Origin of the sequence: Streptomyces sp. NPDC007872 (assembly GCF_042868165.1) — a bacterium.
GTDB lineage: Bacteria > Actinomycetota > Actinomycetes > Streptomycetales > Streptomycetaceae > Streptomyces.
The window spans coordinates 808,310-830,640 of sequence record NZ_JBIAEA010000003.1 but is presented as its reverse complement, the minus strand read 5'-3'; the positions used below and the strand labels follow the sequence as shown (position 1 = coordinate 830,640).

The window sequence follows — 22,331 nt, the reverse complement described above, 5'->3', positions numbered from 1 at the left end:
CCCCGGGGCGCCCTGCCGCCCCCCCGCCCCTTCAGGCCTTCGCGTCCCCCTCCGCCTCCGGGCGGCGGCGCCGCTTCGCCGCGACCACGGCGAGGACCACCGCCAGGGCGAGGACCACCGAACCGCGCAGCCACACCTCCGCCTCGACCTGGGTGGCGAGCAGCACGCAGGAGGCGGCGCCGAGGACGGGCAGGACGGTCGGGGCCCGGAAGTGGTCCGGCTCGCCCGGGTCGGAACGCAGCACGAGGACGGCCGCGTTGACGATCAGGAAGACCACCAGGAGCAGCAGCACCAGGGTGGACGCCAGAGTGGCGACGCTGCCGGTCAGGGCAAGCAGGAGGGCGGGGGCGGTGGTGGCGGCGATCGCCGCCCAGGGGGTGCGGCGGCCGGGCAGCACCCGGGTCAGCGCGGCGGGCAGCAGCCCGTCGCGTGCCATCCCGTACGCCAGGCGCGAGGCCATGATGCCGGTGAGCAGCGCCCCGTTGGCGACGGCGACCAGGGCGACGGCGCTGAACAGCCGCAGGGGGACGCCACCGGCCTCGCGGACGACCTCCAGGAGGGGGCCGCTGGAGGAGGCGAGGACACCGGTGGGCACGGTGACCGAGGCGGCGACGCCCACCAGGACGTAGACGGCCCCGGCGGTGGCGAGCGCCGCGAACAGGGCACGGGGGTAGGAGCGCCGGGGGTCCCGGGTCTCCTCGGCGACGTTCACCGAGGTCTCGAAGCCGACGAAGGAGTAGAAGGCCAGGACGGAGCCGCTCAGCACGGCCGCCGCGGCGCCCTTCTCCGGCGTGCCGAGCCGGAGCAGGCGCCCCGGATCGCCCTCCCCGCGCAGCACCAGCCAGGCACCGAGCACCACGACGACCACCAGGCCGCCGACCTCGACCACGGTGGCGACGGCGTTGGCGCGGGTCGACTCCTCGATGCCCCGCGCGTTGACCAGGGCCAGCAGCACCAGGAAGACCACGGCCACCAGCGCGACGGGCAGGGTGACGAACGCGCCCAGGTAGTCGCCCGCGAAGCCGCGGGCGAGCGCGGCGACCGACACGACGCCGGCCGCCAGCATGGAGAACCCCGCGACGAATCCCACCGCCGGGCCGAACGCCCGCGTGGCGTAGTGGGAGGCTCCACCGGCCCGCGGGTACTTCGTCACCAGCTCGGCGTAGGAGGCGGCGGTCAGCAGGGCCAGCACCAGGGCCACGAGGAGCGGCACCCACACCGCGCCCCCGGAGGCGGCGGCGACCTGCCCCACCAGGACGTACACCCCGGCGCCGAGCACGTCGCCGAGGATGAAGAAGTAGAGCAGGGGAGTGGTCAGGGCGCGCCGAAGGCCGGGCGGGGAAGTGCCGGCGGAACCGGCGCTCATCGCGGCACCGCCACGGCGTGGACGGTGGGGGCACGGTGCGACCGCACCGGTTCCCCCTCACGGACGGCGGGCCCGCCGACCCGCTGGTTCTGCTCTCTCATCGGTTCCTGCTCTCGGAAGGGGCGACTCGTTTCCGTCATCGTCCCTGCCCCTTCCGCTCGATATCAGCGGTGCCACGAGTGAAGAACCGGGACCGCCGACGAGGAGGCCAGAACGACGGGATCCGCCGACGAGCCCCGGGCCGACCGGTCGAGGGCGGGCGCGGGGCGGCCCCGCCGGGTTCGTCACCGTTCTGGACGCGCGGACGGTGGTGATACCGGACGCGACCGGCGACAAGCGCCTGGACACCCCGCGGAACGTCATCGCCACCGGACGGACCGGCCTGTCGCTCGCCGTCGTGCACGCCGGCGCCTCGCCCGCCGCTGCCCCGCTTCCCGGCCGCACAAAGCCACTTGTTCCGGGTGTCCGGGCGAATGACAATGTGCCTGTTCACACAGCTTGTGCCGGGCCGCGCCGCCGATGCCACCTCTTCGCCGGCCGCGCGGGCACAGTCCCTGCCGCGTGCGCTGCGACCACACGCCGCGTACTGCTCGCCGCAGCACGGCCGGGGCCCGTCACGGGTCCCGCCGGACCCGGCTCGTGCGAACGCCCCGGAAACCACGTAGGAGAGCTTTGAAGACCACCACACTGCGCGCCGTCCTGACGGCGAGCGTCCTGGCGCTGCTCGGATCCGCGCTCGTGGCCCGGCCGGCGAGTGCCGCCGGCTACGAGGCCTGCCCGACCGCTTCCCTCTGCCTCTACAGTGCCGCTGACGGCACCAGCGACGAAGGCGATGCGGTACACGCGTACGGAGTGACCGCGAACTCCGGTGCCCAGTCCTACGGCGCCTGGAGCAACCGCGCCGAGTCCCTGTACAACAACTCCCCCTACTGGGCATGCCTCTACACCGAGGCCGGTTACGGCGGCGAGGTGAAGGCCGTGGCACCCGGTTCCAAGGGCAACCTGGCGGCCCTCGCCCCGAACCTCGGCGGCAAGGCGAGCTCGCACAAGCCGGCTCCCTCGCAGGGCCACTGCTTCACCGGGTTCGAGCGCTGCGCCGACGGCATGCTCTGCCTCTTCCAGGAGCCGTCCGGCCGGGGCCGGATGACCGGCGTCACCCAGGACTACCGCGCCTACCACCCCGACGTCTGGGGCAACCAGGTCGAGTCGGTCGTGAACCGTACGGACAAAACGGCGTGCTTCTTCACCGAACACCTCGACCAGCTCACCGCGACGGACCGGCCCTTCCGCGTGCTGCCCGGCGACGCGACCTCGACCGGCGTGAGCCACGCCAACACCTTCAACTCCCACCGATTCAGCGCCGAGGAGAACTGCTCATGAGCAAGGCCCTCCGCCGCACTGCCGGGAGCGCCATCACCGCCGGGAGCAGCCTCCGCCGTACCACGCTGGCCTGTGTCACCGCTCTGACGACCGCCCTGCTCGTCGCGCCCCTTCCCGGCCCTTCCGCTGCCGTCGCCACCGCAGCCACACCACCGCTGACCGGCTGGGAAGCGATCACCGGCACGGACACCGACAAGATCCTCGCCCCTGGCGTCGAGCACTTCCGTTACCAGGAGGCCGCCCCGCCGCCGGGCGATCTCCGCCACGGAAAGCCGCGTCGCGAACTCAACGTCCTGCGCATCGACCCCGCCAAGGGCGCCCTGCGGATCGAGAGTTCGTACGGCCGTGCCGCCGGCGACGCCGAGATCGTCCGCGACCAGCTCAATCTCAACAAGAACCTCCCCGTTGCCGGAATCAACGGCAGCTTCTTCTCGCCCGAGGGCCGCCACGCACAAGCGGCCGTGGGAGAGGAGGAGTCGGTGCAGAGCTACGGTGCGACCGTCCGGGACGGAGTCCTGCTGGGCGCCGCCTGCAACCCGGACAAGACCAGCCGGCGGTCCCTCGTCCTTCAGTACGGCATCCCGTACATCACGGAGGTGTCGACGAGCATCGCCGTCACCAGCGACCGGCCCCCGGCGGCCGGAGGACCCACCCGCCAGGTCGTCGACGACGTCAACCGCAACCCCGGCGGCGCACTGGCCTGTCCTCGCGACGAGACGGACGGAGTCGGCGACAAGGACCCCGACGACCCGAACGACGCAGAGGGGCGCGCGTACACGGACTCCGAGGGCCGGTCGATGACCGCCTACCAGGACCCGACGGAATTCGTCCTCTTCAACGACCGGTACGGGATGAAGACCCCGAAGCCGGACCTGAACCCCGCGATCGGCTCGGACAACTCGGAGGGCTTCGAGGTCGTCGTCGAGCCGGACGGCAGTCTGACCCGGCCCTCCACCTGGAGCGCCGTCCGCGGCGGCAAGGACGTCCCCAGGGGCAAGCACGTCCTCCAAGTCGTCGGTACGCAGCCGACCGCGTGGCTGAAGGAGATGTACGCCGCAGGCGCCAGGCTCACGCTGGAGCAGAAGGTCACCGACACGTTCGACGGCCGTGACATACCGCTCGACGAGTCCGTGGACATCGTCTCCGGTGGTCACCGTCTGATCATGAACGGGGTGAACAAGTTCCCGAGCAGCCGTGACGGGCAGGGCGACCCCACGTCGTGCGCGCGCCTGGTGAGCCAGGGCGAGCAGATCATGTGCAAGGACTCCCGGACGGTCGTGGGCGTGGACGACCAGGGCCGCACCGTGCTCGCGACGCTCACCGGACCCCGCGACGAGAACCCCGTGACGGGCGAGGCCGACATCGCGGTCTACGACGGCGGTTTCTTCGTGGACGTCACCAAGCCGCTGAGGGAGCTGGGCGTGATGGACGCGATCAATCTGGACGGTGGCGGCTCCACCACCCTGCTCATCCGGCAGAGGAACGCCAACCCGGCCGACACGGCGGCCAACTACCGTCGCTACAGCGGCCTGACGGACCTCAAGCACCGCCCGGTCTTCGACACCGTGTACGTCGGCCTCGGCGGAGAGGTCGTCACCCCGGGCGGCTGAAATCCCCGCCTCCCGTCCTTTCCGTTCCCTGAGCAGTGCGCAGCCCCCGCCGGACGACCGGTGGGGGCGTGGCCGGATCCCGCGCGGCTCTTCGCGGACGCGTGCGCGGACCAGCCGGCCGTGGTGGTCCTGCCGGTACGGGAAAGGGAGGTCGTTCACGTTCCGGGGAGCATGACGGGCGCCGGTGCGCCGTCGGTCCGGTCGGGGCCGAGCGCGTCGCGGCCGCGGCCGGCGGCGGGAACGCCGGTGCGGTCCAGCTCGTCGCCGGTCACCAGGACGGTGACGCGGGACCCGGGGCGTACGAGCGGGGTGTCGTGGCCGCCGGTGGCGTGATCGGTTGTCGGCGGTCGGGGTCCCGTCGGGTCAGCGGGCGCCGACGGTGACGCGCTCCAGCGGGACGAACTTGAAGTTCTGGTTGCCGCTGGTGCCGGGGGCGCCGTTGGAGCCGTCCTGGCAGACGAACACGCCCTGCGGGAAGGCCGGGCCGAGGGCGGCCGAGGTGGCGTCGATGCCGTCGGTGTCCTCGCAGTCGTCGGCCCTGTCGCCGTTGGTGACGGCGAAGCGGCCGAGGTAGGCCCGGCTGGTCCGGTCGTACACGGTGTAGTCGTTGCTGCCCTGCGAGGAGACGAAGAGGCGGTTTCCGGCCGCGGCGATGCCCTCGACGTCGGCCGTGATGCGGCCGCCGGAGCCGGTCGTCGAGTCGAGGCTGGTGCGGCCGGTCCCGGCGGTGGGCTCGGCCCCGTACACCCAGACGCCGACGTCCTCCTCGCCGAGGTAGAGCTTGCCGGTGCTGTCGTCGGCGTAGCAGCCCTCGACGGCGGAGCCCGCGTCCCACAGGCGCACCGAGGTCGCCGTCACCGTGTTCCCGCTGACGGCGAGCTCCCACTGCTCGACCCTGCCGGAGGTGGAGTTGGGGAAGGCGTACAGCTTCCCGGAGGTGCGGGAGGTGTAGAGGCAGATGCCGTGCGCGGTGACCTCGGTGGGCACGTCCTTCAGGTGGGTGAGCTTCCGGGTCGCCGGGTCGATGCGGTAGACGTGCAGGGCGCCGTCGCCGCCGGCGGCCTCGTCGTCGGCGCTCACGACGACGTTCCCGCGCACGTCCACGTTGTTGCCGTAGTCGCCGCTGATGCGCTGGATGCGGGCGCCGGTCAGGTCGTAGACCTCCAGGGCGCCCTTCTTGTCCGTGCCCACGACGACGGACTTGGCGGGGTCGGTGGGGTGTACCCAGATCGCCGGGTCGTCGGCGGCGTCACCGCTGTGGGAGACCGGGGCGGTCTCGACGCTCGCGGTGACGGCGACGGGCGCCGCGTGGGCGGGCGCCGTCAGGGCGAGCGCGGCCAGGACGGCCGCCGGCAGGGCGGCGACGCGGGCGGGACGGGCGGAGCGGGGGAAGGACAACGGACTTCCTTTCTCGGGGAGAGGAGCACGCGAAGGCTAGAGCGGTACGGGAACACCCGGATGAACGGGAACCGAACCCCGCGCCATCGGGGCGGGGCACCCGTGGGCACGGCGGGTCGGTCCGTCCGTCCGCGACGGAGCCCCTTCCCCGGGCGGGGCGGTGCTCCGAGCCGTGAACGAAGGTAGCGGGGGAGGCGTGCGCCGCGCGGTGCGGGCGGAGCGTGCGCGCGCACTCGCTTACGCGGGCGGGCGCCGCAGGGCGCCGGACACGGTGTCACCGCCCGGCCGTACGCCACTTCCTGATCGTTCAGTCGGTCCTCTTGACGCCCGGCGAGCGGGGTCAGCAGCATCCGTCCGGTACGGGGAGGGGGCGACCCCCTCCGTGCTCCGGGCCCCAGGGCGATCAGGACGACGACGATCAGGACGGCCATGACGAAGACGAACCGGAACGATCGCCGCGAGTCCAGGTCCGCGGCCGAATACGCCCTGTACACCGGCCAGTTCGCCGAGGCGCTGCGCACGTCGATCGCACGCAGCGGATTCAGCCTGCAGCGCCTCAGCGCCAAGCTCCTCGAAAGGGGGATCAAGGTCAGCCCCGCGGCGCTCAGTTACTGGCAGAGCGGCAGCAACCGGCCCGAACGCGACCAGTCCCTCCGCGCGGTGGGGCACCTGGAGGAGATCCTGGGCCTGCCGCACCGCACCCTGCTCACCCTGCTCGGCCCTCCCCGGCCGAGAGGACGCTGGAGCGCGGCGCTCTCGGGCCCCGCCGACCGCCACCACCTGTGGAGCGAACCGGCGGCGCTCGACGACGCGCTGCGGCTCCTCGGCGAGGAGACCGCGCGGGCACTGACGGACGTCTCCCACCTCTCCGTGCACGTACGCAGCGTCCTGGGCCCCGACCACCGCTGCACCGGCTCCCGCTTCCGCCGGGTGCTGCGCGCGGAACGGGACCACGTCGACCGCGTGCTCCTGGTCGTCCACACGTCCGGCGCCGACCTGCTGGTGGAAGGGCTCGACGGGTGCCGGGCGGGGCGGATCCGCACGCCGGCCACGGCCGAGTACACGGTGGTGGAGCTGATCCTCGACCGGGTCCTCGCGCGCGGGGAGACGGCGGCCGTCGACTACACCCTGCGCTACCCGGACGGCGGGCCCTGGAGCCACACCCGCCACGTGCTGTACCGCCCCGCCGACGTCCTCGTCCTGGAGACCGACTTCCACCGGGACGGCCTCCCGTCCCGGTGCACCGCCTTCTACTCCCCGCGCCGCACCACCCCCGAGCGGCGACTGGCCACGCTGTTCCTCGGCACCACCCATCGCGCGCACTTCACCGTCGCGGGAGCGGGGGCCGGGATGTACGGCATGCGATGGGAATGAGACACCGGCCGGCCCGTCCCCGGGACGGCGGCACGCTTCAGGACGAGGCGGGCCGCCGCGGGGAGCGGAGGACGAGCAGGGTGATCTCGCTGGGGGCGAAGACGCGGAAGGGCGGGCCCCAGAAGCCGGTGCCGCGGCTGGTGTAGAGGAGGGTGCGGGCGCCGTGGCGGCTGAGGCCCGCGACGGCCGGCTGGTCGAGGCGTACCAGGTGGTGGAAGGGCCAGATCTGGCCGCCGTGGGTGTGGCCGGAGAGCTGGAGGTCGATGCCGGCGGCCGCCGCGCGGTCGACGAACTTGGGCTGGTGGGCGAGGAGGAGCACGGGGAGGTCGGGGTCGGCGCCCCGGAGGGCTCCGGCGAGGTGGGCGCGGTGGCCCGCCAGGCCGGAGGACTCGGCGGTGACGTCGTCGACGCCGGCGACCACGAGGGTGTCACCGCCGCGTTCGAGCAGCAGGTGGCGGTTGCGCAGGGGCTCCCAGCCCAGCTCGTCCATCAGGTCGACCCAGCCCTGGGCCTCGCTGTAGTACTCGTGGTTCCCGGTGACGTAGACCAGGGCCCGGGTCGCCCGCACGGTGCCCAGCGGGGCGGCCTGGGCGCGACGGCGTTCGGCCGTGCCGTCCGCGATGTCGCCGGTGTGGCAGACCAGGTCGGCCTCCAGGGCGTTCACCGTCTCGCAGACCCGCGCCGACCAGCGGGCGCGGTCGAGCGGACCGTAGTGGGTGTCGGTGATCAGGACGACGCGCGTGCCGTCGAGCCCGGCCCCCAGACGGGGGAGCTCCACGTCGAGCCGGCGCACGCGCGGCACGCGCCGGGCCTCGGCGTACCCCCAGGCGAGCAGGACGGCGGTCGTGCCGAGGACCGCCCAGGTGACGGCACGCGCCCGGTCCTGGCCGTCGCCGACGCCCGCCACGGCCAGGGCGAGCCGCAGCAGGACGCCGAGCAGGACGGACCAGGTGAACAGGATCCAGACGCCGCCCAGCAGCGCGTCGCCGACGATCGCCGCCCGGTCCCGCTGGCGCCGGCCGTGGCCGCGCACCATTGCGAGCGGCATGCCGACCAGGCCGAGGGCGAACAGCGCGGTGCCGGTCAGGGCGACGGGGAGCGGCCAGTGCTGACCGGTGTGCAGGAGGACCCAGCACGGCACGGCCCACAACAGGACGGGGGCGACCAGGGGGACGTAACGCATCAGGCGCTGCAAGCCGCTCGGTGACGCCTCTCGTCCCTCACCGGCGTCGGACCGGGTACTGCTCCCGCTGCTCCTACTGGTCTCGGTCATGCTTTCCCCTCCTGAGGTGCTGTCCGGCGGATCGTGCGGGTGACGGAGCCGGGCGGCGGCCACGGCACCGGTCGCACCGGTCGCACCGGCCGGCCGTGGCCCGGACCCGGTCCACCGTCCATGACCCGATTCTCCTCCGCCCCGACCGCCGGATTCCCTCCGGTGCCTCCGCGACGACGAGCGCCCGGATCCGGTGCGTGCCGAATGGCGCCGGTCCGGCGGGGCATCCGATGATTCCCGTAGGCATCACATCTTCGATCGTTCCTGGACGATCGTTTCTGGAGGCAGCCCCATGAGTCTTCTCCGTATCGCCGGCCGTCCGCTTCTGGCCTCGATGTTCATCGCCGGTGGCATGAATTCCGTGCGCAATCCCGGGGCCGTGGCCCCGGTGGCCGAATCCGTCGTCCGGCCCCTGTCCGAGCGCGTCGCCGCGCTGCCGGACGACACCGAGCGACTCGTCCGGCTCAACGGCGCCGTGCAGGTGGTGGGCGGCGTCCTGCTGGGGCTCGGCCGCTGCCCCCGGCTGTCCGCGCTGGCCCTCGCCGCGACCCTGGTGCCCACCACTCTGGCGGCGCATCGCTTCTGGGAGGCGGAGGACCCCTCCGACCGGGCCCAGCAGCGCATCCACTTCTTCAAGAACATGTCCATGCTGGGCGGCCTGCTGATCGCCGCCGACGACACCGGCAGCGCCCCCTCGCTGCTGTGGCGCGGCCGCCACGCGGCCCGGGACCTGCGGCACGACGCCCGCCTGGTGCGCCGCTCGGTCCGGGCCACGGCGGGCCCCGCGGCGACCGCCGGCGGCGTCCGGGCCAAGCTGGGCGTCTGAGCGACGGACCGCGGTGGCGACCGCGGCGGCGGGGGTGCGAGGCCGGTCGGCCTCGTTGAGCAGGGCTGTCAGGCGTCCGGAGTCCGGCCCCTGTACCCGATGCGCGGGCGTTAGGTTAGGTTAACCTTGCCATGCCGGACGGACCCGGCTCGGCGCCGGGCTCGGCTTCCGGAGCCGCCGCGGCACAGACGCAGGAGACGGAACGGGCAGGGGCGGATCCCAGGTGAAAGACGGAGACCGGGCGCGCGCCCGTCGCCGGCCCGCCGGGCCGGACCCTTCGGAACGGGTGGCGGAAGACGTCCGTCCCGGTCCGGGACGCGGGGCGGAGCGCCGTGGATAAGATCGCGCTCACGGCCGCCGCGCTGTACGTCATCGTCCTCCTGCGCGCCGGAGGGACGTTCGCCGTCGGCTGGCTCGCCGGCGCCGGAGCCCGGCGCAGCAGGCTCGCCGGACGGATCTCCTCGGCCAAGTTCCTGCGCGCGGAACGGGCGATCCAGCGGTGGGGCGCCCCGGTGGTGGCCGTCTCCTTCCTGACCGTCGGCTTCCAGACCGCCGCCAACTTCCTCGCGGGCACCCTGCGCATGCCCCTGTCGCGCTACCTCCCCGCCCTGTTCGTGGGCGGAGCGGCCTGGGCGCTGATCTACGCGACCGCCGGGATCGGGCTCCTGGAAGTACTGGGAAGACTGTTCGCCGAGCAGACGGCGCTCGGGGTCACCGCCGTCGCCGTCCTCCTCCTCGCGCTCTGCGGCACGGTGGCGTACCGCAGGCGCAGGGCCGCCCGGCCCTCCGGCGAGACCGCGGCCGAAGAGGCCTGAGCCGGGAAGGCGCGGGGTCCGGGCCTCTGCGCGCGACCGCTTCCCGTCGCCCGGCCCCGCAGGAAGGCGTTCCGCGTGCGACCGCCCCCCGGACCCGCCGAAGCCGATGGATCCGACCGAGCCGACGAAGGACGGGACGCGCCACGCGGTCCGTGTGCCCGGGCGCGAGGGGCCTCTGCTGTTAGCTTCATGATCGTCAGTGGCTGCCCGGCCCCACGGGCCCACCCCGTGCGGAGCGATCGCGGAGGCTGCGGTGACGGAGACGAACAGAGCCCCCGGGGGACCGGAGGCCGCCCCGCTCGGACGCCGCGGCTTCCTGGCGTCCGCCGCCCTGGCGGCCACCGCGCCGGTGGCGGCCTCCGCCACCGCCCACGCCTCGGGCCGGCCGGCGCCGGGAGGGCCTCTCGTCCCCGGGCGCGGAGCGGTGGGACGCCTGCTCGCCGTCCCCCTGAGGAACCGCCGCGACGACTGGCTCCGGTCGGCCCTCCAGGTGGCCGTCGGGATCGAGCTCTCCACCATCCCGCCCTACCTGTGCGGCTGGTGGTCGATCAAGGACCGCAGGAGCCGGGCCGCCCAGCTCGTCCGGCGCGTCCTCCTCGACGAGATGTACCACCTCGGAGTGGTCTGCAACCTGCTCGCGGCGGTGGGCGGCCGACCCGCCCTGAAGTCGGCGGCGCCCGTCTACCCCGGCCCGCTGCCCGGCGGGGTGCACCCCGGCCTCACCGTCTACCTGTCGGGTCTGACCAAGGCGTTCGTGCACGACGTGATGATGGCCGTCGAGGCCCCCGCCGCGCCCCTCGCCGACCGGGACGACGACTCGCTCAGCATCGGTCTCTTCTACGAGGAACTCCTGAGGACCTTCCGGTCGGCCGCCCCCGAGCTGTCCACGGCCCGGCAGTTGCGGGAGCGGATCGGCGAGGACGAGCTCGTGCCGGTCGGGACGCTCGACGACGTCGAGCACGTCATCGACGTCATCCGCGAACAGGGCGAGGGCACCTCCTCCTCGCCCGCGGACGCGCCGGGGGACGACCACGTGGCCCACTACTACGCGTTCGCCGAGATCTACCACGGCCGCGAGCTGCGCGAGGAGGGCGGCGGCTGGCAGTACACCGGCGCCGCCGTGCCCTTCCCCGACACCCGGCCCATGGCCAGGGTCCCGGCCGGCGGCTGGGACGCCCCGCCCGACGAGGCCCGGCGGCTCCTCGACTCCTTCGACGGCGCGTACGCCCGCATGCTGGAGTCGCTCGACACCGCGTGGGCCGACACGGACGCGAACAGCCTGGCCGCCGCGGTGCGCGCCATGCGCAGGCTGGAGCCGCCCGCCGTGGAACTCATGGAGATGCCGATCCCCGGCACCTCGGAGACCTACGGCCCGCAGTTCCACGTCCCCCAAGAGGTGTCTCGCCGGTCATGATCGGGGCCGCCACCCGATCGCCCCGCTTGACCCTCCCGGCCCGGGGTAGCGAAGGTGCATGGCCACCAGCAACGCAACCACCCCCGCAAGCGGCTACGTACAGCCCGAGATCGACGTTCCGGCCCTGGCCGGGGTGCTCGACGGCGAGTACGCCGGGATCCGCGACCTCGTCCGCACCAATCTGGTGACGCACTCCTCCGTGCTGGAGGAGGCCGAGGAGCTCGGCGTCGACGCGTTCCGCGAACGGGTGCGCGAGATCGTGGTCGCGATGGCCGCGACGGGGCAGACCGGCATGGGCTTCCCGCGCGAGTACGGCGGGGGCGGTGACGTCGGGGCCTCGATCGCCGCGTTCGAGACGCTGGCCTTCGGCGACCTGTCGGTCCTGGTGAAGACCGGCGTGCAGTTCGGGCTCTTCGGCGGCGCGATCCTGCACCTGGGCACCGAGCGCCACCACACGGCCCACCTGCCGGACCTGATCACCGGGCGCCTGATGGGCTGCTTCGCGATGACCGAGAGCGGCCACGGCTCCAACGTCCAGGCGCTCGGCACCGTCGCCAGGTACGACGCCGGGACCCGGGAGTTCGTCCTCACCACCCCCGACGACGGGGCGCGCAAGGACTACATCGGCAACGCCGCCCGCCACGCCGAACTGGCCGTCGTGTTCGCCCAGTTGGAGGTGGACGGCACGTCCGAGGGCGTGCACGCGTTCCTCGTGCCGCTCCGGTCCGGCGGCCGGGTCCTGCCCGGCGTCCGCATCGAGGACGACGGGCGCAAGATGGGCCTCAACGGCGTCGACAACGGCCGCATCCGGTTCGACGGCGTACGGGTGCCGCGCGAGGCGCTGCTCAACCGGTTCGCCGACGTCACCCCCGAAGGCGTCTACACGAGCCCGATCGAGAACCCGAACCGGCGCTTCTTCACGATGCTCGGCACGCTGGTCCAGGGCCGGGTCAGCGTCGGCGGCGCCGGGGTCAACGTCGCCAAGGTCGCCCTGGCGATCGCCGTGAAGTACGCCGTGCGGCGCAGGCAGTTCGAGGCGAACCCGGGAGCGGAGGAGCAGCTCCTCCTCGACTACGGACTCCACCAGCGCCGCCTGCTGCCCCTCGTCGCCCGCACGTACGCGCTGCACTTCGCCCAGGACGTCGTCCGCGCGCAGCTCCACGAGGTCTTCTCCGGCACCGAGGACGACCCCCTGGCCCGGCGCCGGCTCGAATCGCGGGCCGCCGGGACCAAGGCGCTCGGCACCTGGCACGCCACCCGGACCGTCCAGGAGTGCCGCGAGGCGTGCGGCGGCGCCGGCTACCTCGCCGTCAACCGGTTCGCCGCCCTCAAGGGCGACAGCGACGTCTTCACCACCTTCGAGGGCGACAACCACGTCCTGCTCCAGCTCGTGGCCAAGGGCCTCCTCACCGACCACGCCAGCGAGTTCGAGGACCTCGACCAGCTCGGCACGGTCCGCTACGTCACCGGCCTCGCCGTCGAGACGGTCATGGAGCGCACCTCGGCCCACAAGCTGCTCGAACGGGTCCGCGACCTGCTGCCGGGCGGCGACGAGTGGGACCGGGAGGCCGGACTGCTCGACCCGGAGTACCAGCTCGCCATGGTCCGCTACCGCGAGGAGCACATGCTCGCCGGAGTCGCCCGGCGGCTCAAGCGCGGGATCGACCAGGAGCGCGACCCCGGCGCCGTCTTCTCGCAGGTGCAGGACCACGTCATCGCACTCGCCCACGCGCACGTCGAACGCCTCGTCCTCGAAGCGTTCGTCGAGAAGGTGCGGGAGCTGCCCGAGGGCGGCAACAAGGCGGCGCTCGGCCTGCTGTGCGACCTGTTCGCCCTCTCGGCGATCGAGGCGGACCGGGCCTGGTTCATGGAGCACGGCAGGCTGACCGTCCAGCGCTCCAAGGCGATCACCCGCGAGGTCAACGACCTCTGCCGCAAGGTCCGCCCCCTCGCCGCCGACCTCGTCGACGCCTGGGGCGTCCCGCGCGAGATGCTGCGCGCGCCCGACCTGGTCGGCTGACCCGGCCCGCCCCGGCCCGGCCGGGGCGCACGCATACGGAACCGTCCCGGCCGGTGGTCGTACCCCCACTCGTACGGGGGGCACGGCCGCCGGCCGGGACGGTTCCGTATGCGGAATCCTCAGCCTTCAGGCCACCGGGTCACGCGCTCGCGACCACGGCGCCGAGGACCATGCCCAGGACCAGGCCCGCCGCGCTGACCACGAGGGCGACCGTGGAGAGCCGCTCGTGCCGGACGAACTTGGCGATGACGGCGAGGATCACGCCGATCACGCCGAACACGATCGGGAAGAAGATGATCGCGATCACGCCCAGCACGATCGCGATGATGCTCAGCACATTGCTGTTCGCCCCGGCGGTCCGCTGGCCGGTGGGACGGTTGTCGTACTGCGTCGTCATGTTCCACTCCTTCGGGACGATCACCTTGAGAGCTGATCCGGAGGCGGACCGGCCCACCACCCGGCTACCCCGAAGTTCCTTGCCGACACGGTGACTTGAAGAAGAGAGGGGAAGAAAGGGCCGGTCGGGCCCCGTCAGCCACCCGTCACCAGGATCACCTCCAGCGTCCGGGGCCCGTGGACGCCCTCGACGCGGTCGAGTTCGATGTCGCTCGTCGCGGACGGGCCCGAGATCCAGGTCAGCGGGCGCGTCGGATCGAGCCGGGGGAGCGCCCGGGGGACCGAGGCGACGACCTGTTCCGGGGCCCGGACCACGCACAGGTGCAGGTCGGGGACGAGGGTGAGGGCGCGGCGGCCCTGTCCCGGGCCGCCGTCGAGGACGATCGTGCCGGTCTCGGCGACCGCCACCGCGCACCCCGTCACCACGGCGTCGACGCCGTCCAGTTCGTACGGGCTCGGCGGGGGCTCGTCGGTCCGCCGGACGGCCTCCGTGGCGGCGAGCCAGCCGTCGGGCAGCCCGGGCGGGACGACGACGCCGCGGGCGCCGCGCTCCGCCAGGATCCGGGCGATCAGCGAGGCCAGGCCGTCCGGGGCGGTGCGGTGGACGTGGGCCCGGTAGTCGACGAGGTTCTCGTGGAGCAGGTCGAGGAGGCCCGCCGGGTCCTCGGCGGTGTGGCTCGTCCGGTAGTCGCGGGCGACGGCGGGCGGCTCGGCCGCGTCCGCGACGGCGGCACGGATCCGGGCGAGGACGCGCGCGCGTGAGTCGGTCATGTGCGGTTCTTCCTCCACCAGTCGCGGAACGGTTCGGCCGGCATCTCCGGCAGGTCGCGGCTCCCGGTCCACTGGCGGGCCCCCGGCCCCGGCGCCCGCCGGGGGTGCAGCGCGCGCGTGCGGGAGGCGAGGCGCTCCCCGGCGGCCAGCACGCCCGGACGGTCGAGGACCCAGGCGGAGGCCTTGATCGCGGCCCTCTCCAGGCGGTGGCCGCCCTGTTCCGCGACCCTTTCCCGCAGGTGCACGAGGACCTCGGGGATGTCGATGGCGACCGGACACACCTCGTAACAGGCGCCGCAGAGCGAGGAGGCGTACGGCAGGGAGGCGTCGACCTCGCTCGCCGTGCCCCGGAGCTGCGGGGTGAGGATCGCGCCGATGGGCCCGGGGTAGACCGAGCCGTACGCGTGGCCGCCGGCCCGCTCGTACACCGGGCAGACGTTCAGGCAGGCCGAGCAGCGGATGCAGCGCAGGGCCTGGCGTCCCACCTCGTCGGCGAGGGCGCCGGTGCGCCCGTTGTCGAGCAGGACGAGGTGGAAGGCCGAGGGGCCGTCGCCGTCGGTGGTGCCGGTCCACATCGACGTGTACGGGTTCATCCGCTCGGCCGTGGAGGAGCGGGGCAGGGTCTGGAGGAAGACCTCCAGGTCCCGCCAGGTCGGCACCACCTTCTCGATGCCGACGACCGAGATCAGGGTCTCGGGCAGGGTCAGGCACATGCGGCCGTTGCCCTCGGACTCCACCACGACCAGGGTGCCGGTCTCGGCGACCATGAAGTTCGCCCCGGAGATCCCGACCCTGGCGCGCAGGAACTTCTCCCGCAGGTGCAGCCGGGCCGCCTCCGCCAGCTCGGCCGGGGCGTCGCCCAGCCCCTCCGGCGCCGGACGCCCCCAGCTGCCCATCTTCTCCCGGAAGATGTCGCGGATCTCGCCCCGGTTGCGGTGGATGGCCGGGACCAGGATGTGCGAGGGCCGGTCCTCGCCGAGCTGCACGATCAGCTCCGCGAGGTCCGTCTCGTACGCGGCGATCCCCTCGGCCTCCAGGTGCTCGTTGAGCCCGATCTCCTGCGTGGCCATCGACTTGACCTTGACGACCTCGCGCTCGCCGGTGGCCCGTACGAGGTCGGTGACGATCCGGTTCGCCTCGGCCGCGTCCCCCGCCCAGTGCACGGTCCCGCCCGCCGACGTCACCGCCTCCTCCAACTGGAGCAGATGCGTGTCCAGGTGACGGAGCGTCTCGTCCTTGATCCGCTTCCCCGCCTCGCGCAGGGCGGCCCAGTCGTCCAGCTCGGCCACCGCCCGCGCCCGCTTGTCCCGGATCGTGCGGGTCGCGTGCCGGAGGTTGGCCCGCAGGGTCGTGTCGCCGACCGCCTTCCGCGCCGCCTCCGGGAAGGCCGGCATCCCCACGAAGGCCGGACCGGGCCCCGGCGGGGTGCCCCTCTCGTCGTCGCTCATCGCCAGGGCTCCTCTTCCGTGCTCGCCAGGATCTCCGCCAGGTGCAGCGCGCGCAGCGGCGCCCCCCGTCTGCTCAGCATGCCGCCCAGGTGCAGCAGACAGGAGTTGTCCGCGCCGCACAGCACCCCCGCGCCCGTGGACAGGGCGTTCCCGATCTTGTCGGCGCCCATGGCCGCCGACACGTCGGGGTTCTTCACCGCGAAGGTGCCGCCGAAGCCGCAGCACTCCTCCGCGCCCGGCAGCTCCACCAGGTCCAGGCCCTTCACCGCCTCCAGGAGCCGCCGGGGCCGCTCCCCGAGCCCGAGCAGGCGCAGGCCGTGACACGAGGGGTGGTACGTCACCCGGTGCGGGAAGTGCGCGCCCACGTCCGTCACGCCGAGCACGTCCACCAGGAACTCCGTCAGCTCGCGCACGCGCGGCGCCAGGTCCGCCGCCCCCGGCACCCGCGCCTCGAACGGGCCGTAGTGGTGCCGGACCATGGCCGCGCACGAACCGGACGGGACGACGACGTGGTCGTACCCCTCGAAGGCCCGCACCGTGCGCCGCACGAGGGGAACGGTCTCCTCGCGGTAGCCGGTGTTGAACTGCGGCTGCCCGCAGCAGGTCTGCGCGGCCGGGAAGTCGACCTCCACGCCCAGGCGTTCGAGCAGCCGGACCGTGGCCACCCCCGTCGAGGGGAAGACGGCGTCGTTGACGCAGGTGACGAAGAGGGCGACACGCATCACGGTTCCTCGGGGACGGCTCGGCGCGGGGTCTGACGCGGTCCTCAGTCTGGCATCCGTAGCCCGGCGAAGGACGCGACCGGGCGCCCGGCCGGCGCCGCGCGCGCCTACCGGCGCACCCCGAGGAGGTGCTCCAGGGCCAGTTGGTCGAGGTGCTCGAAGGCCATCGAGCGCGCCGCCGCCGCGTCCGCGTCGAACGTCTCGTACGCCGTCGGGTCGGCGAGCAGCCCGGCGAGGCCGTCGGCGGCCGTGGGCACGGCGAGCTCGGGCAGCCGGGAGGCGTCGAGCGCCGCCACGACGTCCGGGTCGGCCCGGAAGGCGGCCGAACGCTCCTTCAGGACCAGGTAGTTGCGCATGCAGTTCTTCGCGGACTCCCACACCCCGTCGGCGCCGTCCGTGCGCACCGGCTTGAAGTCGAAGTGGCGCGGCCCCTCGTACCCGGCCGTCTCCAGGAGGTCCACCAGCCAGAACGCCTGGCGCAGGTCGCCCGCCCCGAAGCGGAAGTCCTGGTCGTACTTGATGCCCGACTGGCCGTTGAGGTCGATGTGGAACAGCTTGCCCGCCCACAGCGCCTGCGCGATGCCGTGCGGGAAGTTGAGGCCGGCCATCTGCTCGTGCCCGGTCTCCGGGTTCACGCCGACGAGCTCCGGGCGCTCCAGGCGCTCGATGAAGGCGAGCGCGTGTCCGATCGTGGGGAGCAGGATGTCGCCGCGCGGCTCGTTCGGCTTGGGCTCGATCGCGAAGCGCAGGTCGTAGCCCTGCTCGGTGACGTACTGGCCGAGCAGGTCGAAGGCCTCCTTCATCCGGTCGAGCGCGACCCGCACGTCCTTCGCCGCGCCGGACTCGGCGCCCTCCCGGCCGCCCCACGCCACGTAGACGCCGGCGCCGAGCTCGACGGCGAGGTCGATGTTCCGCAGGGTCTTGCGCAGGGCGAAGCGGCGCACGTCCCGGTCGTTGGCGGTGAAGGCGCCGTCCTTGAAGACGGGGTGGGCGAAGAGGTTCGTGGTGGCCATCGGCACCGCGAGCCCCGTGCGGTCCAGGGCGGCCCGGAAGTGCTTCACGATCGCGTCGCGCTCGGCCTCCGGCGTACCGAAGGGGATCAGGTCGTCGTCGTGGAAGGTGACGCCGTACGCGCCGAGCCCGGCGAGCCGCTCGACGGCCTCCACGGGGTCGAGGGCGGGCCGCGTGGCCTCGCCGAAGGGGTCGCGGCCCTGCCAGCCGACGGTCCAGAGGCCGAAGGTGAAGCGGTCCGCGGGGGAGGGGGAGAAGCGGTCCGGCATGGTGTGTCCTTCTCTCGTGCGCGGTCCGGGGACTGGCCACCGGATTTGTTTTCTGAGATAACTAATACGGGACGGGGCGCCGCCGCGCCAGACCCCGTCCCCGGAGACGGTCTCCGGGGACGACCGCCGGGAGACGAGACCGAGACGAGGTGAGGGCGTGCCCGCGAGCCGCTCCGTCGTGATCGGCGTGGACAGCTCCACGCAGTCCACCAAGGCCGCCGCCGTCGACGCCGACACCGGCGAGCTCCTCGCCGTCGGCCGCGCCCCGCACACCGTCACCGGAACCGCCGGGGCGCGCGAGAGCGACCCGGGGGAGTGGTGGACGGCGCTCGTCACCGCAGTCCGCTCGGCCGTACGGGACGCGGGCGTCCCCGCCGCGTCCGTCACCGGCATCGCGGTCGCGGGCCAGCAGCACGGCCTCGTCACCCTCGGCCCCGGCGGACGCCCCCTGCGGCCCGCGCTGCTCTGGAACGACACCCGCTCCGCGCCCCAGGCCGCCGCCCTCGCCGCCCGCCTCGGCGGACCGGAGGCCTGGACGGCCCGGACGGGATCCGTCCCCGTGGCCTCCATGACCGCGGCCAAGTGGCAGTGGCTGCGCGAGCGCGAACCCGAGCGGGCCGCCGCGGCCACCGGCGTCCGCCTCCCGCACGACCACCTCACCGAACGCCTCTCGGGAACCGCCGTGACCGACCCCGGGGACGCCTCCGGAACCTGCTGGTACGGGACCGCCACCGGCGCCTACGACCCGGAGGTCCTCGACCTCGTCGGCCTCGACCCGGCCCTGCTGCCCGCCGTCGCCCCCACCGGCGCCACCCGCGTGGGCACCCTCGCCCCGGCCGCCGCCGAGGCCCTCGGGCTGCCCCGCACGGTCGCCGTCGCCGCCGGGACCGGCGACAACATGGCCGCCGCCGTCGGGCTCGGCCTCGGCGGCGCGGGCCTGCTCGACCACCCCGTCGTCAGCCTCGGCACCTCCGGCACGGTCTTCGCCGCCACCCGCGCCCGCCCCACCGCCCCGGGGCTCGCCGGCTTCGCCGCCACCGACGGCGGCGGCACGTACCTCCCGCTCGGCTGCACGCTCAACTGCGCCCTCGCCGTCGACCGGTTCGCCGCGCTCCTCGGCCTGGACCGGGAGGACGCCGTACCCGGCGCCGGGGTTGTCGTCCTGCCGTACCTCGACGGCGAACGCACTCCCGACCTCCCGCACGCCTCCGGACTCGTCACCGGCCTCCGGCACGGCACGGACCCCCGGGCGGTCCTCGGCGCCGCCTACGAGGGCGCCGCCTTCACCGTCCTGCGCGCCCTGGACGAACTCCTCGCCGCCTGCGGCCTCGACCCGGCCGCACCGGACGTACGGGACCGTCCGCTGCGCCTGATCGGGGGCGGCGCGCGCGGCCGGGTCTGGACCGACACCGTCCGCAGGCTCTCCGGCCGCCCCCTGGTCGTCCCCGCCGCCGACGAACTCGTCGCCCTCGGCGCGGCCGCCCTCGCGGCGGGCGCCACCACCGGCTCCGACCCCGTCGCCCTGGTCGGCACGTGGGGCACGGGCACCGGCCGGACCCTGCCCCCGCTGCCCCGCGACGGCGAGACCTGGGACAGGATCGCCGGAGTCCTGACGGCCGCGACGCCGACCCTGCTGAGCTGACGGGGCACGGGGGACGGGGCCGGGAACGGAACGGACCTGATCCACTTCACCGCCGCACCCTGGTCCCGTCATGCCCCCCCCCGTGGTTACCCTGCCGGTAACCACGGGGGAGGGACACATGACCGCTCTGCTCATCCTGTTCGGCGTCGTCATCGGCGCCGGAGTACTGGCCTTCGTCGTCGTGCACCGCCGGGGCGCCGGCCGCACGGACACGGTCGAGGGCCTCCTCCAGGAACAAGAGGCCCGCCACCGGGCCCGGACCGACCGGATCTCCTTCAACGCCCGGTCCGTCCACAACTCCCTGCCGACCGCCGGCGACGCCTACCACCGCCGGGGCGGCAACCGGTACTAGGACTTGACCGGCCGGTCATGTGACTACTCGGTGTCTGCATCGTTCCCGTGGGCGTGGGGCGGGGCGATCTGAGTGATGCCGAGTGGAGACGGCTGCGTCCGTTCCTGCCCGTCAGTAACGGGCGTCGTGGCCGGTGGTGGGACCACCGGCAGGTGATCGACGGGATTCTGCACCGGGTGCGGACCGGCGTGCAGTGGCAGGATCTGCCCGAACGGTTCGGGCCGTGGAAGACCTTCTGTGAACGCCATCGCCCGTGGTCGGCCGACGGCACATGGGAACGTCTGCTTCAGCAGGTCCGGGCCGCGGCCGATGCCGCAGGCGAGATCGAGCGGGACATCTCGGTCGACTCCACCATCGTCCGCGCGCATCGGCATGCGGCCGGCGCCCGCACCGCCCCACCTTCGGCCCCGAGATCAAAGGGGGCCTCAGGGATGGAACACCAGGCCGAGACGCCGTTGCAGAGTCTCGTCGCTCGCCTGGCGGAGGTGGTGCCGGAGGTGAGATCCGGGCCGCTCGCGGGGCGGTTTCACCAGCAGGATCCACCTGAGTGCGGACGGCCGCTGCCGCCCACTGCCCCTGCTCGTCACACCAGAACAGCGGGCGGACCGCACCCAGTTCACGCCGGTCCTGGAGAAGATCCGGGTGCCCCGATCCGGCCTGGGCGGGCCGCGCGGGAAGCCCGACCGCATCGCGGCCGACAGGGCCTACAGCAACGTACCCATCCGCGAGTACCTGCGGCGGCGGGGCATCCGCCACACCGTCCCGGAGAAGACCGACAGCCGGGCGGCCCGCCGGCGCAAGGGCGCCCGAGGCGGACGGCCGCCCGGCTTCGACGAGGACCGCTACAAGAAGCGCAACGCCGTCGAACGGGCGATCAACCGCCTGGAACAGTCCCGAGCGGTCGCCACTCGCTACGACAAGCGCGGCTACGTCTTCCTCGGCACCGCCACCGCGGCGGCCGTCGCGATCTGGCTTGGGGCGTAAACCGCTATGCGACCCAGCAGTAGACGCTCTGGTTCTGGCCCCGGGCACTGCTGACGAGAGCAGCCGGATCCCCCACGATCGCGTCGGCGATCTCCGTGCTGATGACCTCGCCGTCCTCCGCACGCAGCCGGTTCCACGAGGCGGCGGCGTCTCGCAACCTGGCGGGCCCGGCGTCCACGAGTGCAGTGGACAGGAGAGGCGAACCTGCATCCTGGGCCGTCGGCGCCTCGTGTCACACTCCTTCCCTGATCACGGGGGTGTTCGTCTCCCGTGCGCTGAAGGGGATGCGTGTGAACAGGGTGGGGTGGGCTGTCGTCTCTATGGCGGCAGTGACGATCGGAGTGGCCGGTTGCGGTGGCGACGGTATCGATCGGGATGCGAACGGGACGTCTGCGGCTCCCTCCGCTCCGGTTTCAGCGAGGCCGGAGGACTCCGGTCCGATCACCAAGGCCAAGATGCGCCTGGTGCTCGACGGCGTCACCAGGGACGTCGGGGCGCCGCCGAGCGATCCGGAAGCGGCCTCGATGCCGGAGTCGTCCAAGTACCCGCTGTTTGCGTGTTTCGTCACTTACAAGGGGTTCGACACGGCCGCCTCCACGCTGGACGTGGACCGGACCGATGCCCTGGCGGCCGCGTTGACCGGCCGTGGGTGGACAGAGGCCAAGAAGCGCGATGAGCGAAAGGCGCCGGACGGCACAGTCGACGTGGTGCAGGCAGTGTTCGAGAAGCGCGGCTGGACCGTGGTCATGGAGTACCGCCTGTTCTCCGACAACCGAACCCTCAGTCTGAAGGCCTTCGACGATGCCTGCGTCAAGAAGGTCCGGGCGGCCGAGGACGCCGCGTCCTCCGGCTGACGGAACCGGGCGCGGGCGACGGCGCCCCGCGCCTGCCGTCGCCCGCAGGCAGACGATGCGCTGGTCTCGTCGCTCACCCTCACACCATGATCGGCCGGACAAGTCCTAGCCGGTCCCGTCGGCGGAACCGGTCGTCCACCAGGACACGGCCACCAGGACGTCCGCGACCGGCACGGCCGCGCCGTACTCCGCGCAGCGCCCGTCCGGATCGAGTGCGGCCCCGTCTCCCGAGTGCCGGAAGACGCGGCGCGGGCCGCCCCGCGCCGGATGGAACTCCTCGCCCAGGCGGTGAGCGCGCGCACGGCCGGCCGGAGGGCGACGCCCTTGGGCGTCGGGCCGTAGACCTCGTGGCGGCCCGTCCCCGGCTCGGGCGGTCGTCCGTGCCGCGCGGACCCCGGACGCCGTT

General features: G+C 73.6%; 20 protein-coding genes and 1 pseudogene. 12 read left to right on the top strand and 9 right to left on the bottom strand.

Annotated elements, in window-relative coordinates; genetic code table 11:
• Positions 1-31: 31 nt before the first annotated feature.
• On the bottom strand, positions 32-1,366 hold the full coding sequence (locus ACFYNX_RS14210; RefSeq protein WP_388661419.1) for an APC family permease: 1,335 nt from the start codon (positions 1,364-1,366) through the stop codon (positions 32-34).
• Between the two features lie 262 nt (positions 1,367-1,628).
• Here ACFYNX_RS14210 and ACFYNX_RS14205 point away from each other — a divergent pair.
• From ACFYNX_RS14205 to ACFYNX_RS14195, 3 genes and pseudogenes are all read left to right on the top strand, one after another.
• Positions 1,629-1,838, top strand: a pseudogene (locus ACFYNX_RS14205) (hypothetical protein); the annotation flags it as partial.
• A 200-nt stretch (positions 1,839-2,038) separates the two neighbouring features.
• Positions 2,039-2,746, top strand: coding sequence for a peptidase inhibitor family I36 protein (locus tag ACFYNX_RS14200; RefSeq protein WP_388661416.1), 708 nt, complete (start codon positions 2,039-2,041; stop codon positions 2,744-2,746).
• Complete coding sequence (locus tag ACFYNX_RS14195) at positions 2,743-4,356, top strand: phosphodiester glycosidase family protein (RefSeq protein ID WP_388661413.1); 1,614 nt, start codon at positions 2,743-2,745, stop codon at positions 4,354-4,356. The genes ACFYNX_RS14200 and ACFYNX_RS14195 overlap by 4 nt, the downstream gene beginning before the upstream one ends.
• A gap of 363 nt (positions 4,357-4,719) precedes the next feature.
• Here ACFYNX_RS14195 and ACFYNX_RS14190 read toward each other — a convergent pair whose 3' ends face one another.
• Positions 4,720-5,754: a phytase gene (locus ACFYNX_RS14190; protein ID WP_388661410.1), complete on the bottom strand. Its 1,035-nt coding sequence runs from the start codon at positions 5,752-5,754 to the stop codon at positions 4,720-4,722.
• A gap of 429 nt (positions 5,755-6,183) precedes the next feature.
• Here ACFYNX_RS14190 and ACFYNX_RS14185 point away from each other — a divergent pair, with 429 nt between their 5' ends.
• Entirely contained in the window at positions 6,184-7,128 is a 945-nt protein-coding gene (locus tag ACFYNX_RS14185) for a hypothetical protein (RefSeq protein ID WP_365544186.1), read from the top strand.
• 37 nt (positions 7,129-7,165) lie between these two features.
• Here ACFYNX_RS14185 and ACFYNX_RS14180 read toward each other — a convergent pair whose 3' ends face one another.
• On the bottom strand, positions 7,166-8,401 hold the full coding sequence (locus tag ACFYNX_RS14180) for a metallophosphoesterase (protein ID WP_388661407.1): 1,236 nt from the start codon (positions 8,399-8,401) through the stop codon (positions 7,166-7,168).
• A 292-nt stretch (positions 8,402-8,693) separates the two neighbouring features.
• Between ACFYNX_RS14180 and ACFYNX_RS14175 the strand changes: the two genes are divergently transcribed.
• The 4 genes from ACFYNX_RS14175 to ACFYNX_RS14160 all read left to right on the top strand — a co-directional run bounded on the left by ACFYNX_RS14175 (position 8,694) and on the right by ACFYNX_RS14160 (position 13,476).
• Entirely contained in the window at positions 8,694-9,227 is a 534-nt protein-coding gene (locus ACFYNX_RS14175) for a DoxX family membrane protein (protein WP_365544180.1), read from the top strand.
• 332 nt (positions 9,228-9,559) lie between these two features.
• Complete coding sequence (locus tag ACFYNX_RS14170; protein ID WP_388661403.1) at positions 9,560-10,042, top strand: DedA family protein; 483 nt, start codon at positions 9,560-9,562, stop codon at positions 10,040-10,042.
• 253 nt (positions 10,043-10,295) lie between these two features.
• Positions 10,296-11,456: a ferritin-like protein gene (locus tag ACFYNX_RS14165; protein WP_388661400.1), complete on the top strand. Its 1,161-nt coding sequence runs from the start codon at positions 10,296-10,298 to the stop codon at positions 11,454-11,456.
• A 58-nt stretch (positions 11,457-11,514) separates the two neighbouring features.
• The gene (locus ACFYNX_RS14160; protein ID WP_388661397.1) at positions 11,515-13,476 is read left to right on the top strand and encodes an acyl-CoA dehydrogenase; all 1,962 of its coding nucleotides are present in this window, start codon (positions 11,515-11,517) and stop codon (positions 13,474-13,476) included.
• A 139-nt stretch (positions 13,477-13,615) separates the two neighbouring features.
• On the opposite strand, the gene ACFYNX_RS14155 is transcribed toward ACFYNX_RS14160, so the two are convergent.
• From ACFYNX_RS14155 to xylA, 5 genes are all read right to left on the bottom strand, one after another.
• Positions 13,616-13,873 carry a hypothetical protein gene (locus tag ACFYNX_RS14155; RefSeq protein ID WP_388661394.1) on the bottom strand — a complete coding sequence of 86 codons (258 nt, stop codon included), beginning with the start codon at positions 13,871-13,873 and terminating at the stop codon, positions 13,616-13,618.
• Positions 13,874-14,007: 134 nt separating this feature from the next.
• On the bottom strand, positions 14,008-14,643 hold the full coding sequence (locus ACFYNX_RS14150) for a lactate utilization protein C (RefSeq protein WP_388661392.1): 636 nt from the start codon (positions 14,641-14,643) through the stop codon (positions 14,008-14,010).
• The gene (locus ACFYNX_RS14145) at positions 14,640-16,091 is read right to left on the bottom strand and encodes a lactate utilization protein B (protein WP_388661389.1); all 1,452 of its coding nucleotides are present in this window, start codon (positions 16,089-16,091) and stop codon (positions 14,640-14,642) included. The genes ACFYNX_RS14150 and ACFYNX_RS14145 overlap by 4 nt, the downstream gene beginning before the upstream one ends.
• Positions 16,088-16,813 (bottom strand): (Fe-S)-binding protein, encoded by a 726-nt coding sequence (locus ACFYNX_RS14140; RefSeq protein ID WP_365544163.1) that lies wholly within the window; start codon positions 16,811-16,813, stop codon positions 16,088-16,090. Before ACFYNX_RS14140 ends, ACFYNX_RS14145 begins: the two co-directional genes overlap by 4 nt.
• Positions 16,814-16,920: 107 nt before the next feature.
• Positions 16,921-18,093: a xylose isomerase gene (gene xylA / locus ACFYNX_RS14135; protein WP_388661386.1), complete on the bottom strand. Its 1,173-nt coding sequence runs from the start codon at positions 18,091-18,093 to the stop codon at positions 16,921-16,923.
• A 157-nt stretch (positions 18,094-18,250) separates the two neighbouring features.
• Between xylA and xylB the strand changes: the two genes are divergently transcribed.
• From xylB to ACFYNX_RS14120, 3 genes are all read left to right on the top strand, one after another.
• On the top strand, positions 18,251-19,735 hold the full coding sequence (xylB, locus tag ACFYNX_RS14130; protein ID WP_388661383.1) for a xylulokinase: 1,485 nt from the start codon (positions 18,251-18,253) through the stop codon (positions 19,733-19,735).
• 118 nt (positions 19,736-19,853) lie between these two features.
• Positions 19,854-20,087 carry a hypothetical protein gene (locus tag ACFYNX_RS14125; protein WP_388661380.1) on the top strand — a complete coding sequence of 78 codons (234 nt, stop codon included), beginning with the start codon at positions 19,854-19,856 and terminating at the stop codon, positions 20,085-20,087.
• A gap of 53 nt (positions 20,088-20,140) precedes the next feature.
• Positions 20,141-21,071, top strand: a protein-coding gene (locus ACFYNX_RS14120) for an IS5 family transposase (RefSeq protein ID WP_388661564.1) whose coding sequence is annotated in 2 segments (ribosomal slippage) — positions 20,141-20,593 and positions 20,595-21,071 — 930 coding nt in all. Because the reading frame shifts where the segments join, the coding sequence is not laid out codon by codon here.
• Positions 21,072-21,075: 4 nt separating this feature from the next.
• Here ACFYNX_RS14120 and ACFYNX_RS14115 read toward each other — a convergent pair.
• Entirely contained in the window at positions 21,076-21,249 is a 174-nt protein-coding gene (locus tag ACFYNX_RS14115; protein WP_388661378.1) for a hypothetical protein, read from the bottom strand.
• Positions 21,250-21,526: 277 nt separating this feature from the next.
• Between ACFYNX_RS14115 and ACFYNX_RS14110 the strand changes: the two genes are divergently transcribed.
• The gene (locus ACFYNX_RS14110) at positions 21,527-21,925 is read left to right on the top strand and encodes a hypothetical protein (RefSeq protein WP_388661375.1); all 399 of its coding nucleotides are present in this window, start codon (positions 21,527-21,529) and stop codon (positions 21,923-21,925) included.
• Positions 21,926-22,331 lie beyond the last annotated feature (406 nt).

What these genes read in the sequence shown, in the direction of transcription:
- ACFYNX_RS14210 (WP_388661419.1), bottom strand. Translation starts at nt 1,366, where the DNA reads ATGAGCGCCGGTTCCGCCGGCACTTCCCCGCCCGGCCTTCGGCGCGCC.
- ACFYNX_RS14195 (WP_388661413.1), top strand. Translation starts at nt 2,743, where the DNA reads ATGAGCAAGGCCCTCCGCCGCACTGCCGGGAGCGCCATCACCGCCGGG.
- ACFYNX_RS14185 (WP_365544186.1), top strand. Translation starts at nt 6,184, where the DNA reads ATGACGAAGACGAACCGGAACGATCGCCGCGAGTCCAGGTCCGCGGCC.
- ACFYNX_RS14180 (WP_388661407.1), bottom strand. Translation starts at nt 8,401, where the DNA reads ATGACCGAGACCAGTAGGAGCAGCGGGAGCAGTACCCGGTCCGACGCC.
- ACFYNX_RS14175 (WP_365544180.1), top strand. Translation starts at nt 8,694, where the DNA reads ATGAGTCTTCTCCGTATCGCCGGCCGTCCGCTTCTGGCCTCGATGTTC.
- ACFYNX_RS14160 (WP_388661397.1), top strand. Translation starts at nt 11,515, where the DNA reads ATGGCCACCAGCAACGCAACCACCCCCGCAAGCGGCTACGTACAGCCC.
- ACFYNX_RS14155 (WP_388661394.1), bottom strand. Translation starts at nt 13,873, where the DNA reads ATGACGACGCAGTACGACAACCGTCCCACCGGCCAGCGGACCGCCGGG.
- ACFYNX_RS14150 (WP_388661392.1), bottom strand. Translation starts at nt 14,643, where the DNA reads ATGACCGACTCACGCGCGCGCGTCCTCGCCCGGATCCGTGCCGCCGTC.
- ACFYNX_RS14145 (WP_388661389.1), bottom strand. Translation starts at nt 16,091, where the DNA reads ATGAGCGACGACGAGAGGGGCACCCCGCCGGGGCCCGGTCCGGCCTTC.
- ACFYNX_RS14140 (WP_365544163.1), bottom strand. Translation starts at nt 16,813, where the DNA reads ATGCGTGTCGCCCTCTTCGTCACCTGCGTCAACGACGCCGTCTTCCCC.
- xylA (WP_388661386.1), bottom strand. Translation starts at nt 18,093, where the DNA reads ATGCCGGACCGCTTCTCCCCCTCCCCCGCGGACCGCTTCACCTTCGGC.
- ACFYNX_RS14125 (WP_388661380.1), top strand. Translation starts at nt 19,854, where the DNA reads ATGACCGCTCTGCTCATCCTGTTCGGCGTCGTCATCGGCGCCGGAGTA.
- ACFYNX_RS14110 (WP_388661375.1), top strand. Translation starts at nt 21,527, where the DNA reads ATGCGCCTGGTGCTCGACGGCGTCACCAGGGACGTCGGGGCGCCGCCG.